Annotated in this window: 15 protein-coding genes and 1 tRNA gene; 8 read left to right on the top strand and 8 right to left on the bottom strand. The window is 58.2% G+C overall.

What is annotated here, in order from left to right:
- Window positions 1-25: 25 nt before the first annotated feature.
- Both AC6H1L_RS18345 and AC6H1L_RS18340 read left to right on the top strand, forming a co-directional pair.
- Complete coding sequence (locus AC6H1L_RS18345) at window positions 26-415, top strand: hypothetical protein (RefSeq protein ID WP_497598910.1); 390 nt, start codon at window positions 26-28, stop codon at window positions 413-415.
- 32 nt (window positions 416-447) lie between these two features.
- Window positions 448-2,229: an ATP-binding protein gene (locus AC6H1L_RS18340; protein WP_497598909.1), complete on the top strand. Its 1,782-nt coding sequence runs from the start codon at window positions 448-450 to the stop codon at window positions 2,227-2,229.
- 147 nt (window positions 2,230-2,376) lie between these two features.
- Here AC6H1L_RS18340 and AC6H1L_RS18335 read toward each other — a convergent pair whose 3' ends face one another.
- From AC6H1L_RS18335 to AC6H1L_RS18310, 6 genes are all read right to left on the bottom strand, one after another.
- Complete coding sequence (locus AC6H1L_RS18335) at window positions 2,377-2,895, bottom strand: hypothetical protein (RefSeq protein ID WP_497598908.1); 519 nt, start codon at window positions 2,893-2,895, stop codon at window positions 2,377-2,379.
- Window positions 2,896-2,986: 91 nt separating this feature from the next.
- Complete coding sequence (locus tag AC6H1L_RS18330) at window positions 2,987-3,631, bottom strand: protein-L-isoaspartate(D-aspartate) O-methyltransferase (RefSeq protein ID WP_497598907.1); 645 nt, start codon at window positions 3,629-3,631, stop codon at window positions 2,987-2,989.
- A gap of 566 nt (window positions 3,632-4,197) precedes the next feature.
- Window positions 4,198-4,269 (bottom strand) — tRNA-Val (locus AC6H1L_RS18325).
- Between the two features lie 370 nt (window positions 4,270-4,639).
- The gene (lysS, locus tag AC6H1L_RS18320; protein ID WP_497598906.1) at window positions 4,640-6,118 is read right to left on the bottom strand and encodes a lysine--tRNA ligase; all 1,479 of its coding nucleotides are present in this window, start codon (window positions 6,116-6,118) and stop codon (window positions 4,640-4,642) included.
- A 340-nt stretch (window positions 6,119-6,458) separates the two neighbouring features.
- Window positions 6,459-6,923, bottom strand: coding sequence for a transcription elongation factor GreA (gene greA / locus AC6H1L_RS18315; RefSeq protein ID WP_052888503.1), 465 nt, complete (start codon window positions 6,921-6,923; stop codon window positions 6,459-6,461).
- Between the two features lie 265 nt (window positions 6,924-7,188).
- Window positions 7,189-8,139: a biotin--[acetyl-CoA-carboxylase] ligase gene (locus AC6H1L_RS18310; RefSeq protein WP_497598905.1), complete on the bottom strand. Its 951-nt coding sequence runs from the start codon at window positions 8,137-8,139 to the stop codon at window positions 7,189-7,191.
- A 745-nt stretch (window positions 8,140-8,884) separates the two neighbouring features.
- On the opposite strand from AC6H1L_RS18310, the gene AC6H1L_RS18305 reads away from it, so the two are divergent.
- The 3 genes from AC6H1L_RS18305 (at window position 8,885) to AC6H1L_RS18295 (ending at window position 12,684) form a co-directional block, all read left to right on the top strand.
- Window positions 8,885-9,139 (top strand): DUF433 domain-containing protein, encoded by a 255-nt coding sequence (locus AC6H1L_RS18305; protein ID WP_497598904.1) that lies wholly within the window; start codon window positions 8,885-8,887, stop codon window positions 9,137-9,139.
- Window positions 9,140-9,839: 700 nt separating this feature from the next.
- Window positions 9,840-10,022, top strand: a complete 183-nt coding sequence (locus AC6H1L_RS18300; RefSeq protein WP_497598903.1) for a hypothetical protein — start codon at window positions 9,840-9,842, stop codon at window positions 10,020-10,022.
- 157 nt (window positions 10,023-10,179) lie between these two features.
- Window positions 10,180-12,684, top strand: a complete 2,505-nt coding sequence (locus tag AC6H1L_RS18295; RefSeq protein WP_497598902.1) for a sugar phosphate nucleotidyltransferase — start codon at window positions 10,180-10,182, stop codon at window positions 12,682-12,684.
- Window positions 12,685-13,008: 324 nt separating this feature from the next.
- Here the strand turns inward: AC6H1L_RS18295 and AC6H1L_RS18290 are convergent, their stop codons facing one another.
- Window positions 13,009-14,025 carry an NAD-dependent epimerase/dehydratase family protein gene (locus AC6H1L_RS18290; RefSeq protein WP_497598901.1) on the bottom strand — a complete coding sequence of 339 codons (1,017 nt, stop codon included), beginning with the start codon at window positions 14,023-14,025 and terminating at the stop codon, window positions 13,009-13,011.
- 414 nt (window positions 14,026-14,439) lie between these two features.
- Entirely contained in the window at window positions 14,440-14,640 is a 201-nt protein-coding gene (locus AC6H1L_RS18285) for a helix-turn-helix domain-containing protein (protein WP_497598900.1), read from the bottom strand.
- 459 nt (window positions 14,641-15,099) lie between these two features.
- On the opposite strand from AC6H1L_RS18285, the gene AC6H1L_RS18280 reads away from it, so the two are divergent.
- The 3 genes from AC6H1L_RS18280 (at window position 15,100) to AC6H1L_RS18270 (ending at window position 21,023) form a co-directional block, all read left to right on the top strand.
- A complete protein-coding gene (locus AC6H1L_RS18280; protein WP_497598899.1) occupies window positions 15,100-16,506 on the top strand; it encodes a metallophosphoesterase in 1,407 nt (468 codons plus the stop codon).
- A 100-nt stretch (window positions 16,507-16,606) separates the two neighbouring features.
- Window positions 16,607-19,762: a DNA polymerase I gene (gene polA, locus AC6H1L_RS18275; protein WP_497598898.1), complete on the top strand. Its 3,156-nt coding sequence runs from the start codon at window positions 16,607-16,609 to the stop codon at window positions 19,760-19,762.
- 88 nt (window positions 19,763-19,850) lie between these two features.
- Window positions 19,851-21,023 (top strand): LL-diaminopimelate aminotransferase, encoded by a 1,173-nt coding sequence (locus AC6H1L_RS18270; RefSeq protein ID WP_497598897.1) that lies wholly within the window; start codon window positions 19,851-19,853, stop codon window positions 21,021-21,023.
- Window positions 21,024-21,217 lie beyond the last annotated feature (194 nt).

Genomic DNA, 21,217 nt, shown 5'->3' with positions numbered 1-21,217 from the left:
GTGAGCATAGCGAAGGGAGACAACATTGTCGCTGTACTCATCAGACACCAGCCCTGCAGACTCCCGGAAGCCTGTCGTCGCGGCCTATCTGGAGGTCATCCGCCTGCTCGATGACCGTGTCGCGCCTCTCCTGGGGAAAGTGACCACGCGCGTGCTCGTTCAGGGAGCAGCCCGACGAGTAGCGGAGAAGTACCCATTTCTTCACTTTCTTGAGCGTATCCCGTATACTGAGGTTACTCCGGCCATTGCCCAGGAGCAGCTTGGTGGCCAGTCTCCGCAGGAGCTGAAGGCAGGGCTAAACGCCCTTCTGGAGGAGTGTTTCGCGGGCTTGAAGGAACTCACAGGTGACCTGATTGTTACTCCGCTTCACGATGAGGTGACCCGCCAGCTCCAGCACATGTCGATCTTGCAGTAGATAGCAGAGACAATGTAGCGTAGCAGTGAGCAATGGAGAAGAGCAGCGTGCAGTCTCAGTCGACACTCCCAGATGGCGCGTACCGCTCTTCCAGAGGATCGGGGGAAGATCGGCTGGCGGTCCTCCGCCATGAGATGGAATATCTCAACACCATTGGGAAGCGCTTTGTTGCCGCCAACGATCGCTTCCAGGTTCATCGTGCCTTGCTGGCTACGTTGCAAGAACTATATAGCTTCTCCGCCTGCGCCATTCTCCTGAAAGGGCAATACGGTGATCCCTTCGAACTCTCCATCATCCCCCGCTATCCACTCAGCGCCTCCTTCCTTCAAGAGATGATCCAGCGCATCGCCCGGGCCGCCAACATTATCGATTTCCCCAGCGTGACCCCCGAAGAGCTGGCTGTGGCCGCCTACCTCGATGCCCCTGACGATCTGGCTCTGATGGAACCACAGTCCCCGCTCGGCGGCAGCGAAATCGGCGATTTTCTTCATCTGCCACTGGCCGTCGAGGATCGCATCATTGGCCTGCTCAGCCTCTTCCACGAGCGTGAGGGGGTCTTTGATACGCAACTCCTGCAGCTGACCCGCATCATCGCCGACTACGCAGCGATCGCTTTGGAGAATATGCGTCTGCGTGAGCGTGAGCAGGCTCTCTGGCGTGAAGCTGAATTCGAGCGGCGCCGGCTGGAGCTGATTATCAGTAGTATGGCCGAAGCGCTGCTGATTACCAATGCTCAGGGCGCGATTGTCTCCCTGAACCGCTTCGCCGAGCAGCTCTTTCAGCAGGCTCAGATCGACACCCGTCTTGAACGCGGTATCCCCCTCCGCCAACTCGCCGCCCGCAGCAACGTGCCCTGGTTACGCGAACTGGCTCATGTGGTTGATCAGGCTCTAACCGGGCAAACCATCAAAAACCAGGAGCTGATCATTGGCGAGAGCAATGAGACTGTCCCTTTAACGCTGAGTATCAGCGCCGCTCCGCTCAATCAAGATAGCCATCACCCTCTGCCTGGAGGCGCGGTGGTCGTGCTCAACGATATTACTGATCGCAAACAGATCGAGAAGCTGAAGGATGAGTTCGTCTCGGTGGTCTCGCACGAGTTGCGAACTCCTCTGACCGCCATCAAAGGCTATACGCAGCACCTCGTCCGGCGCCTGGAGCGGCGTCTCCGCCACCAGCCACGTGGGGAGCGTGGGCAGCCAGAGCCACCTGAAAGCTATGATCTGCGCAGCCTCTATATTGTGCAGAGTCAGGCCGAGCACCTGGAGCGCCTGGTTAGCGATCTGCTGGATTTGTCGCGTGTGCAATGGGGACGCCTGGATCTGCAATATACATCCTTCTATCTGGCAGACTTGCTGGCCGAGCAGGTCCGTCTAGCCCAGGCCAACACAGAGCAGCACATCATCCAGCTTGATCTACAAGTGCAGGATAGCAAAGTGATCGCCGACCGCCAACGCATTGCTCAGGTCGTGGGCAATATCCTGGACAACGCTGTTAAATACTCTCCCCAAGGGGGACACGTCACGGTGCGACTAGAGCGTACAGGCGATGACTTCCTGGTGAGCATCAGCGACGAGGGCATCGGCGTCAGCCCCGAATACCTTGACCACATCTTCGAGCGCTTCTATCGCGTTCGCAACGCCGCCAGCCGCCAGTATTCAGGCATTGGCCTGGGCCTGTATGTGGCTCGCGCCATTGTCGAAGCTCATGGAGGCCACATCGGCTACGCCAGCAATCAGCGTGGCATGGGCAGCACTTTCTACTTTAGCCTACCGCGGACTCCCCATACCTCACCCGAAGCCAACCGACTCTAGATCATGAGACACGCCAAGCGCCCACTCAGTCCTCAGCCCTGGGGCAGGGTCGATCTTACCTTACCGTTCCCTCATGTGCGAGGCCAGGGAGAGCTTCCGGTCTGACAGCTAACCCGCCGCCTGCCTCGACTCTCGTTGTCCTTCTAACTAAAAGGCCTTCAATAGATCGGTTGGCGTCGCCTGGAAGCGGTCCAGCAAGTAAGAGCGACCGAATGGAGTAAAATGGATAGTAGCCCAACTTGCGCGCAGAATCTGAATGTGGCGCAAGACGCGAGCTTCTCCCCAAAGCGGATACAGCAAATCGCAGAGGGCATTAATGATATCGCCAGTACTGGTGATGAGCACACCGACCAGCGTCACCCCGATCACCAACAGGATATGATGGGGGAGAGAAACCGGGCCGAGAGCCGTAAAAAAGCCGATATACACTACGCTGCCTGAGACCAATGCGGGCAGGAGGGCCTCCAGCACGATATAGAGGCGCGATGGCTCGCGCACAAACAGGGTCGTGATGCCCAGCGGACCAATGGCCCAGCCGATCAGTTGATCGCGCCGCAAGAGTGCCAGCAACAGGTGGGACCCTTCAAACAACAGCAGCCAGAGCAGCACAAAGGCAATCAAGCCCGGCACCGAACGAAGCTGGATACTGGCCAGTATCCCCGGCATGCTCATCCTCCTCGAACATCGAAAACAGCGCTACCAGAAACCTCTGTTTGTATTGTACGCCCAGTGAGGGCGTGCCGACAACAAGCTTTCGCTATTCTTCCCATCCTCCTTTACCGACCAGCGGCACGAAAACACAGCCGCCAAGCGAATGCACCTCTTGCCCTCTAGGAGTACGCCGCACCACCAGCAGCTCCTGATGATCATGGCTGCCAACCGGAATGACGAGCAGGCCCCCTTCCACCAACTGGGCGACCAGCGGCTGAGGAATCTGTGGCGCAGCGGCAGTGACCACAATTCGATCATAAGGAGCTGCCTCCGGCCAGCCCAGCGAGCCATCGCCTACAAAGACCGAGACATTTTGCAAGCCAAGCTGTAGTAGCCGCCTGGCCGCCTGGCAGGCCAGTTGCTGATGTCGTTCAACCGTCGCCACAAAGGCCGCCAGACGCGCCAGAATCGCCGCCTGATAGCCAGAACCGGTCCCTATCTCTAGGACGCGCTCCTGACCGCTCAGCTCCAGGGCCTGCGTCATTGTGGCGACAATGAGAGGCTGAGAAATGGTCTGACCGCAGCCTATTGGAAGCGCTTGATCAGCGTAGGCCCACTGACGATGTTGGGGATCGACAAACAGCTCGCGCGGCGTGGCTCCAATGGCCGCCAGTACACGTTCATCGTGGATACCAGCACTGCGCAAACTCTCCACTAGATAACGACGCTGCGTCTCGAAATCGCGAGTCATAGCATTCTAGGGCGGTACCGAGTGGCAAAGGTGTATCAACTCACTGAGAGAGCAGCCAACCTATGACGACCTGCCCGCTTCATGATGGCCCTGGCACTGATCCCTCGGGGAGCGTTCTCAGCAAGCGCAACCATTCCGCATCTTCCCGGGCGTCGCGCTGCCCTGTCTCAGTACCCGAGCAGCACCAGCCAGGATGAATTATCAATCAAGACCAGCATGACACTTCTCTACCTACAGGGACGGCTGACAAAATGCTGTGCCTGACAGGGAGAGACGCAGAGGGACAGCCCGGCCAGAAAAGATTACTCCTGCCCTGGCAACTGACCGCCTCAGCGAATCTCAGCCTTCTTCGACGACTAAGCTGCACGCTTCGAGATAAGACGCGCGAGGGTATCCATCTAGAGTCTAATGCCTGGTACTCTAGACGTCAAGGAGAACAGAACAGAGAGCAGCCTGCTACCCTGCCCGATGAGGGCAGGCAAGATCAGTCACCTCAACTGCAGGCCATCGAAACCAAACCGGAGCACACTTTCCACCCAGAGAACCAAAACAGGCATAAAAAAAAGTGGGCGCTACTGGGCTCGAACCAGTGACCTCTTCGGTGTGAACGAAGCGCTCTCCCACTGAGCTAAGCGCCCTTTACTACTCATAGCCGGTCTGATCACCAACTCGCCTGACTGGGTTTACTGCTGATCACCCGGCTCTTCGGTATAGCTACTATAGCACTTCAGGCGAGGCTTGTCAAGTAGTGGCGAGAAGACCAGGAGGAGAGCGCTACGGCCTCTTTCTGCTCGGCCTCGCCAGCCAGGCGTATTGGCGAAGCAAGCGAGCGAGGCCGAGTCATTGACACAGCTTGCCCTGGGCACCAACCAAACCAAGAGAAGAGAGAGCCAGGCTTCGGCGCGCAACGCCAGTGTGTGGAGCGCCGCCCGGAGCGAGTACGTTAGCAGGCAGCGCAGCAGCGCGAGCAAAACAAACAAGCAAGCGACGATAGAGATGGCTAGCACATCACAGCTCGTTAGGGGCCTTGCGCATCGTGGGGAAGAGGATCACATCGCGAATAGACTCCTGATCGGTCAAGAACATGACCAGGCGATCTACACCGATGCCCAGCCCGCCCGTAGGCGGCATACCTACCTCCAGAGCTTCTAGAAAGTCCTCATCGAGTACCTGCGCCTCAACATCGCCGTGAGCGCGCTGACGCATCTGATCCTCAAAGCGCTGGCGCTGATCGAGCGGATCATTGAGTTCAGTGAAGGCATTGCCGATTTCCAAGCCCCCCAGGAACGGCTGGAAGCGCTCCACCAGATCGGGCTGAGACCGATGACGCTTGGCCAGAGGCGAGACGTCTAGCGGATAATCGATCAAGAAGAGAGCGCGGCGCAACGGCTCTGCTCCCTGGCGGAACATCGCGCTCTTCAGCTCGTCAATTAAACGGCCCCGGCCCAAAGTGGGATCAACCTCATAGCCGCGAGCCCGCATCTCGGCGGCCAGGCTCTCACGATCGGGATAGCGATTCACATCGATCCCGGTAAACTCCTCAATGGTCGCCAGCAGCGGCAGCCGTGGCCAAGGAGGCGTTAGATCCACCTCGTAGCCTCGATAACGAATGCGCGGCGTGCCACAGGCCTCCAAAGCGATCGAATAGATCATTTCTTCCGTCAGGCGCATCATATCCTCATAATCGGCATAGGCCTGATAGCACTCCATCATGGTAAACTCGGGATTATGAGTACGATCGATCCCCTCATTGCGGAAGTTGCGACCAATCTCATAAACCCGCTCGAAGCCTCCGACGATCAGGCGCTTCAAATACAGCTCCACCGCGATACGCAAATACATATCGCGGTCCAGGGCATGGTGATGCGTCACAAAGGGGCGCGCCGTCGCGCCGCCATAGATCGGCTGCAGAATCGGGGTCTCCACCTCCAGAAAGCCCCGCTCATCGAGGAAACGGCGCATAGCCCGAATCACGCGGCTACGCGTCACAAAAATCGGCTTCACCTCATCGCCGTTTGCTAGCAGATCCAGATAGCGCTTACGCTGGCGCAGTTCGATATCTTCCAGACCGTGATACTTCTCGGGCAATGGGCGCAAGCCCTTAGCGATTATCGCGAACTGCAGGACATGCAGCGTGCGCTCACCGGTGCGTGTATAGAAGAGAAAGCCCCGGGCCTGAATAAAGTCGCCGATATCCAGAAGGCGAACTGTGCGATAGGCTTCCTCGCCAAGATCGTTAATGCGGAAGTAGATCTGAATACGACCAGTGCCATCCTCAATATGGGCAAAAGCGACCTTGCCCATCTCGCGGAGCAAGCGGATGCGCCCAACCAGACAAAAAGAGTGCTCCTCTCCCAGCCACTCATCGAAGTGCTGCAGCACCTCGGCAATCGTATGGCTGCGCTCAACATGGTTGGGATAGGGATTGATACCGCGCTCTCGCAAGGCCTCTAGGCGCTGGAGCCGCACACTTCTTTCATCAGCCATAACGCTCTTGAAAACTCCTCACAATGGTTTGCCGCTATTTTAGCAAAATTCCGGGCCAGTGGATAGCAGGGGGAGAGTAAGAGGAAGGAAGAAAGGAAGCAGACCGGTTCGCAGCCTGGTCTATGCCTCCATTTACCTTTCCGTTCTCCACGCTTCACCACGCACCCCAATCAGCAACGGGCGGGCAGATTGTGAACGCACCCAAAGAGGAGGGCCGCACAGGAGAAGGCGGCCCCCAAAGCAAGACACAGCGGCATACTCCATCCTGGCTGGATCAGAAGACGAAAGCACTCGGGGAGGAGACAGCAGGAATGCTCTCGTCGCAGGGGGAGAAGCTCACTTACTCAATGGCGAGGACAGTGTACTCTTTTACACCACCAGGGGTAGAAACCATAACCAGATCGCCCACCTTATGGCCAAGCAAAGCTTTGCCTACTGGGGACTCGTTAGAAATGCGGCCCGCGCTTGGATTGGCCTCATAGGCGCCTACAATCGTATAGCAAGCCTCACGTCCGTCGCTGCTGCGCACACGCACCACCGATCCCAGCGTGACTTCATCGCTCTGGACCTTCTGAATCGTGCGCGCCGTGGCAAGCATCTGCTCTAGCTCGTAAATCTTCCCTTCGAGACGCGCATATTCCGTCTTGGCTTCCTCATAGGCCGCATTGTCGTTGACATCGCCCCCCTCTTTGGCATCATGCAGGTAGCGTGCAACCTCGGCCCGCTTGACTGTACGCAAGAACTCCAACTGGTTCAGAAGACGTTGCCGGCCATCCTCGGTCAGATAGACGCCCTGTGTCTCCATCCTATGTTTCCCTCCATTGTCTGCAGGAAATCGCTCATCTACTACCAGAGTCGCAATCTGCCTCCTGAGCTGCCGCGCCACACAGCAGGGACAGCGCCAACAGTCAGTCAAGCAGCGTTTTCAAGAGAGAGCCGGTCCAGGTCTCTGGCTTGCTGGCCGGTTTGCCGCGAGTAAAGGCATGGGATCGGTAAAGCGAGACAAGCCCCTCTTCCTTCAGTGACCTTACGCTCAGAGCGCGATCTCTCACGGGAGCAGGAGCCGTTACTCACTGAGCGAGATGCCCTACATCTCCCCAGGTGACTGTCACCAGCTCGCCCGAGTGGCAACGCAGCAGCAGTTCGCCGCTTTCATTGATCCCCTCCGCCTTACCCTCCAGTAGACGGGCACCTTGCTGAATGCGCACCGCCCGTCCCAGCGTCTGTAAAGAACTACGCCAGCGCTCGCGAATGAGTTGCACCACCGGCAGCGAGAAAATCGCTGTCGAGATAGCAGGCGCTGTCAGCGCGGACGGTTCGCCGTGGGCTTCGACTTCCTTCTGCAAGGCCAGATAGAAGTCTTCTACATGCTCCAAAAGGTGAGCTATGAAGGCCTCGCGGCTCACAGCGTGACCGCACTCGGCTTCCAGGGTCGTCGGCGTCGGCGCTTGAACCAGCGGAGCTGACGCAGCTGCAGGAGCCTCGGGGCGAGACTGCACTGATCCGCCCGCACTCTGCTCGATCGCTAAGTCTTCACTGCGTCCATTGACATTGACGCCGATGCCCAGTACGGCCACCAGGCGACCGGCCCGATCAGAGCTGGTCTCGATTAAAATACCGGCAACTTTGCGTTCGCCGATCAAGATATCGTTAGGCCATTTGATAGCAGCGACAAGGCCAGCCGTATCGGCAATGGTTTCCAGCACGGCCAGGGCGGAAAACATCGTCATCAGGGGGAGCGGGAAGCGTGGATAGAGCACCATCGACAAGAGGACATTGCGCCCAGCCACGTCAACCCAGCGGCGGCCCTGCCTGCCACGCCCGGCGGTCTGACTTTCTGTGAGTACTACCAAACCTTCTAGACTCTCGTCTGCTCCAACCTCGATGGCGCGCTGCATGGCTAGCGTATTCGTCGAATCAACCACCGGGAGATACAGCAGACGTGCCTCACCTTTGCCAATCAGGCGTGTGCCCACCATCTGCCGTAGCCTGTCGAGATGCAGTCGTTCACTGCCAGTCATCTGCTTCTAGCACCTCTGCTCGTCTCTCTTCCACCTTCCTGTCGTTCCCACCCCTTATTACCTGCGAGCCTCTACCTGGTTATCGGCGCCCAGCAGCCTTGCATGTATGCTTGTCTGGACCCCCTGCCCTATCGCAACTTCTCTTGCTTGTACGCTCGCTCTGCCCAATCAGCGCCACCGCTGCCGCTCTGCTAACCAGCTCTTCTCGGTCTGCCTGATCCAGGACCTCCCTCGGTAAGAGAGACCGCGGGTACCAGGCCGGCTGGCAGCGATACTGTAACGCCAATTGCCAGGCTGACAGCTGATAAGCATCAGGAGCAAAGAGCGTGAAGACGCTACCCACCGGCACCGGCCCTGCGGTAAACCATACAGGCGGGAGTTAACCACGCTTCCCAGGCGGGCCAGGTTGCTTCCCACCTTCCGGCTGGCACCACCATCAGGAGGCGCCCTTCCCTCCTCGCTTGGTGTGGCCGGTTAACTCGCCACCTGTGTGGCAATTTCGTTCAGGCATGTGCACACCACCTCCTTTCATTGCGCTAATTGTAACATCGCATTTCAGGTGCTGTCAAGCTTTTCGTTGAAATTTACTTGAACACTTTTTCCTTGAGCTTTTCGACCAGAACGCCAACGTCAGCAGGAACGATCAACCGTACGGATTTTAAGGGTTCTTTCATGCCCATGCGCAGGTTCTCAATGCTTGAAATAATATACAATAAGATTGGTCCAGGAAAGGAGGAGTCCCGCTATGGCTATCGAGCGTACCGCTCATCCCTATATTGTTCGCGACCCTGCCATTTACGGCGGCGAACCTATCATTGAAGGCACACGCACGGGCGTGCGCCATGTGATCTTGCTCTTCCAATCGGGCAAGGACCCCGAGGAGATCGCCCGCATCCATCGCCTGAGCCTGGCTCAGGTCTACGATGCTATCAGCTATTTTTACGATAACGAAGAGGAAATCGAGCACTACATTCGCAACCAGTCATGGGGTAGCGACTGACGGCCAGGTTAGGTTTCGTTTGTCAGCCTCTGCCTGCCTTTCACTGGTGCGGAGCCCGCTCGCCTCTGGCTCTTTCCTGTCTGTTGATCCTACTTTGAGGCGATAGCCGCGCCAGCGGGGTCGCGTTGGGGTTTTTCGGCCTCTCCGCTAGCCACCGCGCCGCAGCCTGCGCTATACTGTACAATAGGTTCGTTGATATTGATGAACGTCAGCTGGGTGGAGCTGAAAGCCAGCGACTAGGGGATTGCTCATCTCCTCTCGCACGCGTTTGACAGGGTGTTCCTTTGGCTTCACTGCTCCATCGCTCCTCTTGTCATTGTCGCAGTTTTCAAGGCTGACGCTGCAGGCTGACACCAACGCTGCTAGCGACGCCTCAACGCTGCCGGCCTCGTGCTCTCCCCTCTTCGCTCAGGCCGCTGTCTTCTGTCAGACTTCTCAGCCAGTCGCGGCCTGGGCCTATCCAGGCGCAACTGTCGGAGGCGCCTGGTTCCGCTCCAGGAGGCAGGGGTGCCTTATCCAGTGGGAGCTAGTGCGCGAGCCAGCCAGTCAGGGCTGGTCTGACTGCTTCCCTGCTCTGTCTCTTCGGCCTGCTTGCAGAGCCTGCGGCAGGGAAGACGCTAGCTCCTCGCCGTAGCCGTTCCATTGGTCTTGTTTGTGAGTTCCGCAAGCTATGGAAGAGAAGAAAGGAGGACCTTGACAGATGCAGCAATACAGTGATCTGCTGATCGATGCCCTCCTGGACGAGGGATTCACAGTCGAGGAGGCCAATCGTTTGATCGAGCTGCGTGAGGCGTATGAGGAACGGCTTGCCCGCGAGGAGGCAAGCTATCCGCGTTTCGTGCACTGGCAGATCGAGCACGGACACCTGAGCGATTATCTCTAGCGCGCAAGCCAGGCAAGGGCAGAAGATCCTTGTAGCTGCCTTCTGCCGTGAGGTACAATAGCAATGAGGCAGGCAGTAGACCACGGCGCAGCCCCCTGCTGCGCCGTTGCAGTTTCGATGACCAGATGAGCAACCCCGCGCCAAGGAGAGAGAAGTCATGAAAGCGGTTGTTATGGCCGGAGGGGAAGGATCTCGCCTACGTCCCCTGACCATTAAGCGCCCCAAGCCAATGGTGCCGATCGTGGGCAAGCCCGTCATGGAGCATATCCTGAACCTCCTGAAGCGACATGGCATCACCGAGGTCATCGTCACGGTCCAGTACCTGGCGAGCAATATCGAGGACTACTTCGGCAATGGCTCGCAGTTCGGCATGCGCATTACCTATTCCCGCGAGGATGTCCCCCTGGGCACCGCCGGCAGCGTGAAAAACGCTGAAGAGCATTTGACCGAGCCGTTCCTCGTGATTAGCGGCGATGCGCTCACTGACTATAACCTGAGCGATATCATCCGCTTTCATCAGGAAAAGCAGGCGTTGGCAACTTTGACGCTCGCTCATGTCCACAATCCATTAGAGTATGGGGTCATCATTACCAATGAGGATGGCCATATCACGCAGTTTCTGGAGAAGCCTAGTTGGGGCGAGGTCTTTAGCGATACGATTAATACGGGCATCTATGTGCTCGATCCTCGTGTGCTGACCTACTTCGAAAAGAATAAGCCTTTCGATTTCAGCCAGGATCTGTTTCCTTTGATGCTGAAGAAAGGCGATCCCATCTATGGCTATATCGCGAATGGCTACTGGTGCGACGTGGGTAATCTGAGCGAGTACATGCGCGCCAACGCCGATGCCCTGCAGGGTCGCGTCCAGATCGAGATTCCGGGCCGCCATATCGGTAACAGCGTCTGGTGTGAGGAGGGTGTGGAGATCGCCGAGGATGCTCAGCTCTATGGCCCGGTCTACCTGGGGCACGACTGTAAGATTAAGTCGGGCGCCATTATTCACGGCCCCAGCATTATCGGCCATTATACGATTGTCGACGAGCGGGCGCAGGTGGACCGCAGCATTATCTGGAATAACTCCTATATTGGCGAGCGGGCCGAGTTGCGCGGCGCACTCGTCGGCTCTTCAACCAGCATTAAGAGTAAGGCGGTGATGTTCGAGGGCTCGGTGATCGGTGATAATTCGATCGTCCAGGAGGGCGCGATTATTCAGCCCAACGTGAAGATCTGGCCCGATAAGGAGATCGAGACCGGCGCCGTGGTCAATAACAGCATTATCTGGGGCTCGCAGGGTCGTCGCGGCCTCTTTGGGCGCTATGGGGTGACAGGCCTGGTCAATATCGATCTCACCCCCGAGTTCGCCGCTAGCCTTGGCGCGGCCTACGGCGCCATTCTTCCCAAAGGCAGTATTGTCGCGGTAAACCGCGATTCGTCACACCGTACCTCGCGCATGATTAAGCGGGCCATCGTGGCCGGCCTCCCCTCGGCTGGCATCAATGTCCATGATATTAATCAGGTGCCGATCCCCGTGGCTCGCTACTATGTGCGCAACACCGAGGCCGTCGGTGGGATTCACGTTCGCCTCTCCCCCCATGATCCCCGTATTGTCGACATTAAGTTCTTTGACCAGTACGGCCTTGACATTAACAAGGCGACAGAGCGCAAGGTGGAAAACCTCTACTTCCGCGAGGACTTCCGCCGCGTCTACATCGACGACCTGGGGTCGATTGAGGTCCAGGAGAATGAGCGCGTGCTCAATCTCTATCTGGAGGGCTTCCATAAGGTGGTCGATGAGGGCTTGATCCGTCAGCGCCGCTTCCAGATCGTGATGGACTATGCTCATGGTAGTACTACCCAGTTGCTGCCCGGTATCTTCAACCGCCTCGGTGTGGATGTCATTATTCTCAATACGAGCGCTGATGAGTCGCTGGTGACGCGCACCAAGGACGAGGTGGAGCGCGATTTGCAGCGCCTGGCAACGATCACGGCGGCTCTGCACACTGATCTGGGGATTCGCATCGATCCGGCGGGCGAGCGGATCTCTGTGGTGGACGATCGCGGGCGCATTCTGGATGGTATGAAGATGCTGGCTGTGATGACGAGCCTGACGCTGCGTCGCTTTCATCAGGCAACGGTGGCGGCTCCTGTGACAGCTCCCAGCGCCCTTCAGCATATTGCTAAGCGCTATGATGGCTATATTCTGCATACGCGCGTCTTGCCCCAGGCCCTGATGGCCACTGCTAGCCGCGAGGGTGTGGTGTTGGTTGGCGATGGTGAGGGTGGCTTCATCTTCCCAGAGTTCTTGCCAGCCTTCGATGGGATGATGGCCGTGGCTAAGCTGTTGGAGTTGTTGGCCTACTTTGAGGTCAAGCTCTCTGAGGTGGTCGATGATCTGCCAAGCTACTACCTGAGCCGTACGCGCGTGGCCTGCCCCTGGGAGCACAAGGGAAAGGTGATGCGTATCCTGAGCGAGCAGTACCGCGAGCGACGCGCGAAGCCGATTGACGGTATTAAGATCGACTTGGGGAGCAAGGAGTGGGTGCTAGTGCTGCCCGACGCCGATCGACCGCTCTTCCATGTGGTGGCGGAGTCAGAGTCAAGCGAGCAGGCTCAGGCGCTGGCGGAAAAGTATGCGCGCGTGGTCAGTGGCCTGCAACAGTAGAGTCGGTCTGCGCACCAGCCTGCCTGGCCCCGGGCCGTGCCGCTGGTGCGCCTCTCTCTTTCATTTTGCTTCCGCTATCGTTTCTCTTCCATTCTCCGTATCGGCAAAGAAAGGAGCCCCGCCGCGGTGGAGGGAGTGGCCGCAGCGGGGCTTATCCGTTCGGGGTCCGGTCCGCTGTCGCTGCCGCGTCAGTATGAGGAAGAGGTCGCTATCTGCCTGTCTGTTTGCCTGGAGATGGTCAGCCCTGTCCTCATCACGCGGTTCTCTTAGGCCGGAAATGGACGCCTTTGTTGGGCGGCTTCATCTCTGCTCTCTCCCCCTTTTCTATGCTGAGGCGGAGGCGGCCAGGCGCGAAGTGGATGGCGCTTCTGGGGCCCGCGGCAGGATGGGCTGTAGCGGTACAGGCGGCAGGCTATGGCCCAGGCTGGCGCAGATGCTTTGGGCAGTACGTCGTATCCCTTCTTCTAGATCAACGGTTGGCTGCCAGCCAAGGACTTGCCGTGCGCGGCTGTTGTCAAGAGCGATAGTAGTTCCGGTGCGCCCACGTTCGTTGAGGTAGAGTGGCGCGCTCTCACTGGCCAGGAGGGCCGCGGCTCGTTGATAGAATTCTTCAAGACTGGTGGCGGCGCCGCTGCTGATATGCATGGTCCAGTTGGCGCCACGCTCTAGAGCCAGGAGATGGGCCTGGATCACATCGCTGATGTAAATGTGATCGCGTTTCTCTCCCCTTGGGGCTCGAATAACAACCCGCTTCTTCTCTAAGAGATTGTAGATGAATTCTGTTAGAGGATGCTGAGCGTTCTGTCTTTCGATCTCTCCATACACATCAGCATAGCGTAGAATAACATGTTCTATTCCGTAGTGTCGGCTATAGTAGCGAATATACCATTCTCCGGCGAGCTTGCTAATGTCGAGAGGACGCCGTGGACAGAGGGGGGCCTCTTCGCTAAGGGGCAGGGCCTGGCCTTCTGTCCTGTAGAGATCGTTGCCGCTAGAGGCAAAGATAATGCGCCTGATGTTGGCTGCGACACAGCCATCAAGGAGGTTGAGCAGGCCGTGCAGGTTGATGTCAGCGTCAGTGAGCGGACGCGGACCAGGGAGGAGCGCTGAACGACAGGCCGCATGGTGGCTGACAATATCTGGACGCTCCATCTGGAGCACAGCGTGTAGCTGCGGATCACGAATGTCCAGGTGATAGAAGCGTGCACGTGGATCAAGGCGCTCCCGTGCGCCGCTGGCCAGCGAGTCAATCACAATGACCTGGTGGCCAGCCTCCAGGCAGGCACGGGTCAGGTGCGCCCCAATAAACCCAGCTCCGCCAGTAATGGCGATCTTGACCAAGTGTGTCTCTCCCTTCTGTGCTTGCTTGGCTTGCCGCTGTCCCAATCGGTGGCTCTCCGCTATCTCCAGTGTAGCGCTTACTCCTATTGCATAGATGCGCATTTATCTATGAGGAGAAAGATCGTATGTATAGTTGTTGGGCAGCGCGAAAGGCGATGAGGCCTTGGATCAACCTGATTTGCCCAGGAGCAAGCTCAGAAGGGCTGCTTCACCCGCCTGGTTGCCCGCTATCTCTGCCGGGCATCAGCAGAGAAGGTGAGCGCAGCAACCTGGTTTAGGGGGAGGCAAGAGGTGCTGTCGGTCGCAGTAGCCTGGCGGGGCGAGAATGTGACATCGAGGGGCTGTCTGCTGCCCCGCCAGCGGTGCCAGCCGCTGCCGGACAGCTCTGCGGCTAAACCGGCAGCGGCTGGTTCCCTACGATGAGGAAGCGGTCCCCCTCATGAGGGCATCTAGCGTGGACTTTTTGATGCGGTAGGCCTGGCGCTTGCCACGATGGGGGAGGGTGATGGCCTCCAGCGCCCCGCTTTTAATCCAACGACGTACCGTTGTATCGTCCACGCGCAGACGGCGCGCAACTTCACGTACTGTCAGCAGTTCTTCCAGCTCCTCAGCCATAACATGCTCTCCTACTTTTTGGGATTAGCCTATAACAGGCACAAGCATAACAGGCAGGATCACCAGCGTTCTTCTGACACCCAAGCGCGCCGCCTTCTCCTCGCCGATGGAAGAGAGCCGGTTCGCTTCCCGCTTAACCTCGGGAAGGGGTGCCATCTGGCGATTCACGAGCAGACGTTTTTTCGGTCCCTCTATACGAGAGTATATCCCTGGGGGTAGCATCCTCCCGTGAGGCCAGAACAGTTGAACGCTGTCCGCCAGTTAACTACACTATACAACTACGCACAAACGTACTAAAATGGAGCAGATGTCAGGTGAGTGGTTGCTTGTTGCCGTTGGAAACGAGCGGTCGTTTGGCTGCCGCTTCGGAGAGCGTCGGCCGGAATAGCTCCCTGATAAGGAAGCCAGGTGAGCGTTTTCCAGGCAGTCCGAAGGAAGGACTGGAAGGGGTTCCTTTTGATGTCTGTGACCATTCTCGTCGTCAGTGATCTCCATCTTGCCGATGGGCATGAGCCTTTTGAGGGTTTTGCTGAGGAGCAAGAGCGCGCCTGGGAGGAGTTTCTGGGCGCCGCTTCGCCGGGAGGGGCGCTCACTGAGAAAAAAGATGATGCGGTCGAGTTGGTGATCAATGGCGACTGCTTTGATTTTTTGGCCACCTCGCCCCTGGTGCATGCCCGCACCCGCAGTGTTGCCCAGGCAGTAGAGAAGCTAGAGCGCATCCTTGCCGCCCACAGGTCTTTCTTTGAGGTACTGGCCCAGTTTCTGAGCCAGCCTCAGCGGCGCGTGACCTTTGTGCCCGGCAATCATGATATTGAGCTGCTCTTTCCCGCCATTCAGCAGCGCCTGCGCCAGGCGCTGGGGCACTCCGTCGCTTCGGAGGAGCGAGTCCGCTTCTGGCCACGGCCACGCTATGAGCCCCTGCCAACCATTGTGATAGAGCATGGCAATTTCTATGATTTTTGGAACCATCGTAGCGCTGGCTTGTGGACCGCCGACGGTGAGCCGCTCCCACCGCCGGAGGAGATTCTCCTCTCTGCCGGTTCGTGGTATTATCAAGAGGCAGGGGCGCTTATTCACTGCCGCTTCCCGTACTTCGACCACCTGGAGCCGTCTTTGAGTTATCCAAGCCAGATGGCTCTGTTGGCTCTGTTTGCACCCGAGCTGCTGCGCGCAGTGGTGACGAATCTCGTCGGACTCATCAGCCGGCCTCGCCAGCCATTGGCAGGTCTGCGTCCAGGGGAGATGCACGTGGCCCTACGCCTCTTTGAGGAGGCTATGCAGGATTTGGCCGCTTTCCAGCGCGATATGCAGCGCCAGAAAAGCGACTGGCAGCCGGTTCCAGGCTGGGACGAGCAGCAAGCTACGGCGGCGCTGCTGGAGGAGTATCTAGATTTGCGCGAAGCGCTGGCAGAAGCAAGCAAGCCAACGGCTACGGAAGAGACACGACAGGAGGCGGTGGCGCGTATCTTTGGGAGATCGGCGGCCCGGCGACTAGACTCGACGGCTGCTGGTATGTGCGCGCTGTTGCAGCGTGAGCCACGTCTGCGCTATGCTCTGGCCGGCCATACCCATTCCTGGCTCGTGCAGCCGTTGGCCAATGGCTACCAATCCTATTTGAATACAGGTACCTGGACACGACGCCTGGCGAGGCCTGCGCCAGAGGAAATGACGCCGGCGCTCTTCGCCTGGCTGCGCGCCCCTCAATGGCCGCCTACACCGACCGCTTCACCGCTGCGCGAAGTGACGCAGTATACGTTTGCGCTGATTCGCGCGGATGAGGACGGTTCCCGACCAACGGCAAGTCTCTGCGCCTGGGAGAGCGCCTCCCAGCCAGCTTACCGTGTCCTGGCAGCAACTCCCTCCTGAGTGAGGGAACACCCGCGTAAGAAGCAGTTGCTTCACTAACGAAAGGACCTGTACCTGAGTCGCGAGGAGCTTGTGGGGCCTGAAGGGTTGAGCGAAAGATATGAGCGAGAGTGAGATTGCAAAAACACGCGAACCATCTCAGTGCGGCGAGAGTGGTAAAAAGCTGCTCCTGGTCGATGGGCACGCCCTGATCCACCGCGCTTTCCATGCGTTGCCAGAAATGCTGACGACCAGCAGCGGCGAGGCGGTGAATGCGGTTTTTGGCTTCGCCAGCATGTTGCTGAAGGCGCTGGCCGATGTGCGCCCGGCCTATGTGGCTGTGACCTTCGATCGCTCGGCGCCGACCTTCCGTCATGAGGCTTTGTCAACATACAAGGCGCAGCGCCCTCCTTTGCCACCTGTGATGCGCTCGCAGTTTGAGCGGATTCGTGAGCTGGTTCACGCTTTCAATTTCCCCGTTTATGAGCTGGACGGTTTCGAGGCCGATGATCTACTTGGGACCCTGGCGCGGCAGGCAACAGCGCAGGGCCTGCAGACCATTATTCTGACCGGCGATATGGATACGCTGCAGCTCGTTGATGACTGCGTGCGTGTCATGGTGGCCAAGCGCGGTATTAGCGAAGTAACCGTCTACGACCGAGCAGCAGTGCGGGCACGTTATGGCATTGAGCCGGCCCAGTTGCCAGACTTTAAGGGGTTGGTCGGTGATCCGTCAGATAATATTCCTGGCGTGCCTGGTATTGGCGAGAAGACCGCCAGCCGCCTTATCGCAACCTATGGCAGCCTTGAGGGGGTGCTGGAGCACCTGGCAGAGTTGAAGCCCAAGGAGCAGAAGGCCCTCAGCGCAGCCCGCGAACAAGCCCTTCAGAGCAAGTACCTGGCTACGATTGTGCGCGACGCACCGGTACAGCTTGATCTGGCTGCCTGTGATATCGCGCGCTTTAACCGCGAGAAGACGCTTGCGCTTTTCCGTACGCTGGAGTTTCATTCATTGGTTGACCGATTGCCAGGACTCGGCGGTACCAGCGGCACTACAGGCACAGGTGATCAGGCGCAAGCTTCAGGACAGGCTGTCGCGCCCGGCAGCCCCCAGCCGGAGCACGTTTCTCGTGAGCAGTCAGCAGGGGTCCAGGCAGAGGCCACTTCAGAGGAGATGGAGACCGCCCCACTCGGGCTTGTCCCCATTCTGGAGCCGCCGCCTCCTCCAACGCAGCTGAACAAGCCCGGTGCGGTGAGCGCTCCGACGAAGCAGGCTTCTTCTACCCCGGAGCCTCCCGATGTTCCAGTTGCTCAGATCAGGGAGCACGCGCAGGTGGAACAGTTGGCGCTCTTTGAGTTGCCGGCCCAGGGTGAGGCAGAGGTACGTCACTTGCGCCTCCCAGCTATTGGCGAAAGTCTCCCCCTTCTTGAGACGGTCAGTGAGAAAACAACCAGCACGTTGCTGATTACCAGCGAGGAGGCGCTTACGGTCCTGGTGCATAGCCTGCGCCAGGCTGGCGCTTTTGCCTTTGACGTGGAAACGTCCTCAGAAGATCAATGGCGGGCCGAGTTGGTCGGTTTGGCCTTTAGTATGGCCCCAGGTGAAGCTTACTATATCCCCGTTGGCCATCAGCGCACGCTTGACGCAGAAGAGCCTCCGGCTCAGCTTCCCTTACCACTGGTGCTGGAGCGGCTACGCCCGGTATTGGAAGATGAGCAAATTGGGAAATACATGCATAATGCCAAGTACGATCTTGTGGTGATGGCGCGCTATGGGGTCCGCATCCGGGGCTTGACCTTCGATACGCTGTTGGCCGCCTACTTGCTCGATCCAGGTCGGCGGGGCCTGGGACTGAAAGAGCAGGTTTTTCAACGCCTGGGGTACGTGATGACTCCCATCGCCCAGCTCATCGGCAGTGGGAGCAAGGCTATCAGCATGGCGCAGGTTCCTGTCGCGCGTGCCGCCGATTACGCCGGGGCCGACGCCGACATGACGCTACGCCTGGTAGAGCCACTGCGGCGTGACTTACAGCGCCACGGTCTGTGGAAGCTGTTCGAACGCATAGAGATGCCGCTTGTGAATGTGCTGGTCCAGATGGAGCTACATGGCGTGGCCTTGGATGCCGACTTTCTGCGCGACTTCGGTGAGCGTCTCAATGAGCAAATCCGCGTTTTGGAGCAAAAAATTTACGACTCGGTCGGTCACCGTTTCAACATCAATTCAACACGCCAGCTAGCTGAGGTCCTCTTTGGCGAGCTGAAGCTACCTGTAGGACGGAAGACGCGCACAGGCTATTCTGTCAGCGCTGAGGTTATTGAGGGTCTCAAGGGCCTGCACCCGGTCGTTGATGCCTTGCTGGAATATCGGCAGCTCACTAAGCTGAAGTCTACCTATGTCGATGGGCTGCTCGCTTTGATGGACCCCGTGAGTGGGCGCGTGCATACGTCCTTTAATCAGGCTGTCACCTCTAGCGGGCGCCTCTCTTCGAGTAACCCCAATTTGCAGAATATTCCGGTACGTACGGATCTCGGGCGCCAGATCCGTCGGGCCTTCATCGCAGACCCGAGCTATGTCCTGCTCACGGCTGATTATTCGCAGATCGAATTGCGTATCCTGGCGCGCATTACTGGAGAAAAGCGGCTCATAGAGGCATTCCAAAGGGGCGAAGACATTCACACTATTACCGCCTCCTCTCTCTTTCATGTGCCAGTTGAACAGGTGACACCTGAGCAGCGTCGCTTGGCCAAAACCGTGGTCTATGCCATTCTCTATGGGCAATCGGCCTTCGGGCTGGCTCAGGTGACCGGCATGAGTAATGCTCAGGCCAGTGAGTTCATCAGGCGTTATCACGAGACGTTTCCCGAGGTGCGGCGCTACGTCGATGCCACCCTGAATCAGGCCTATAAACAGGGCTACGTGAATACGCTTTTCGGGCGTAAGCGCTTCCTTCCAGATTTGCGGACACTGAGCGGACCGGAGCGTCAGGCTCTGGAGCGTGAGGCGATCAATATGCCCATTCAGGGCACCAACGCCGATGTGATCAAGATCGCCATGATCCGCATCCACCATGCTTTCGAGGAGAAGGGACTGAAAGCGCGTATGATTCTTCAGGTGCACGACGAGCTAGTGTTTGAGGTGCCAGTGGAGGAGCTGGAGACGACCCGCCGCCTGGTGCGGACCATTATGGAGGATATCCCTGAGATCACGGAGAAAGTCCCGCTCAGGGTAGAAACCAAAGTGGGACGGAACTGGTACGAGGCTGCTCCCGCCGACTAGGTTGGGGGCCGCTGTTCCCTTCACCTGCCGCCGTCGTCAGAATGCTGGCGGCTCGATCTTGCTGACGAACGCAAAAGGAGAGCCATCCGTGCAGCTATCACGCCTTGTTCAGAGTTTACCTCCATATCACTTTGCCGAAACACAGAAGAAGCTGGCGGCCCGTCTAGCAGCGGGCGTCGATGTCATCAATCTCTCGATGGGTGATCCTGATTTGCCGGCGCCCCCTGCCGTTATTGAACGCCTTTGCCAGGCGGCACATGATCCTCAGAACCATCGCTATCCCGAGTATCGCGGCATGCGTGCGCTCCATGAGGCCTTTGTCGCCTGGTTTGAGCGGCGCTTCGGCGTGACTTTGACTCCAGAAGAGGAGACCTTGCCTCTCTTGGGATCAAAAGAAGGATTAGCCTATGTCGCGGCGGCGGTGCTTAATCCGGGCGATGTGGCCCTCGTCCCAGATCCCAATTATACTGTCTACGTGACGGGTACCACCAGTACCGGGGCTCACCCCTATTTGCTGCCGCTGCGCGAAAGCCATGATTATCTGCCTGATCTGGAGAGCATTCCCTCCTCAGTGCTGCAGCAGACCCGTCTCCTCTGGCTCAACTACCCGAACAATCCTACGGCTGCGTGTGCCGATCTTGCCTTCTTTGAGAAGGCGGTCGCTTTTGCTCGCCGCCATGACCTGTTGATCGTGCACGACATGGCCTATGCCGAGGTGTATTTCGAGCAACGTCCCCCGAGCATTCTAGAGATTCCGGGCGCCCGTGAGGTGGCTGTCGAGTTGCACTCTCTGAGCAAGACTTACAATATGGCGGGCTTCCGCGTCGGCTGGCTGGTTGGCAATCGCCAGATTGTGGACGCGGTGGGACGGCTCAAGAGCAACGTCGATAGCGGTATGTTCCGCCCGATCCAGCAGGCAGCCATTGCGGCTCTGCAGTTGCCCGATTCCTGGATACAGGAGCGAAACGCTATCTACCGCCGCCGTCGTGATCTGCTTGTGGCGGGCTGCAATAGCTTGGGGCTGCGCGCTCGCCAGACGCAGGCCGGCCTCTATGTCTGGGCAGCAGTACCCGAGGGTTTTAAGGCGCGTGATTTTGCAGGCTGGCTCTTCGATCAGACTGGCGTTTTGTTGACGCCAGGGTCAAACTTCGGCGCCGCGGGTGAGGGCTATTTGCGCATTTCTATGACGGCTCCCGAGGAGCGTATTGAGACCGCTCTGCAGCGGATGAAAACGGCTCTACGTGAGCTGCCACGCCCTTAAGTAAGGGTTCCTCGTCTGGGTAGGTCTCTACTTGCCAGCGAGGCCGGGCGGCTACTTCAATTTTCGCGGGCTATTGCCTGCTTCACATGCGCTGCTCCGCTTTGCCAAGGCTCGTGCAGCAGCGATAGCGATGGATGGAGAGATCTTTCATAGATAGGATGGGGGAGTATGCTCAGGCCCCCGCAGCGGTGCTT

It is taken from the genome of Thermogemmatispora argillosa (assembly GCF_059696725.1).
The sequence above is the reverse complement of the archived record's forward strand: the minus strand, read 5'-3'. Positions and strand labels throughout refer to the sequence as shown.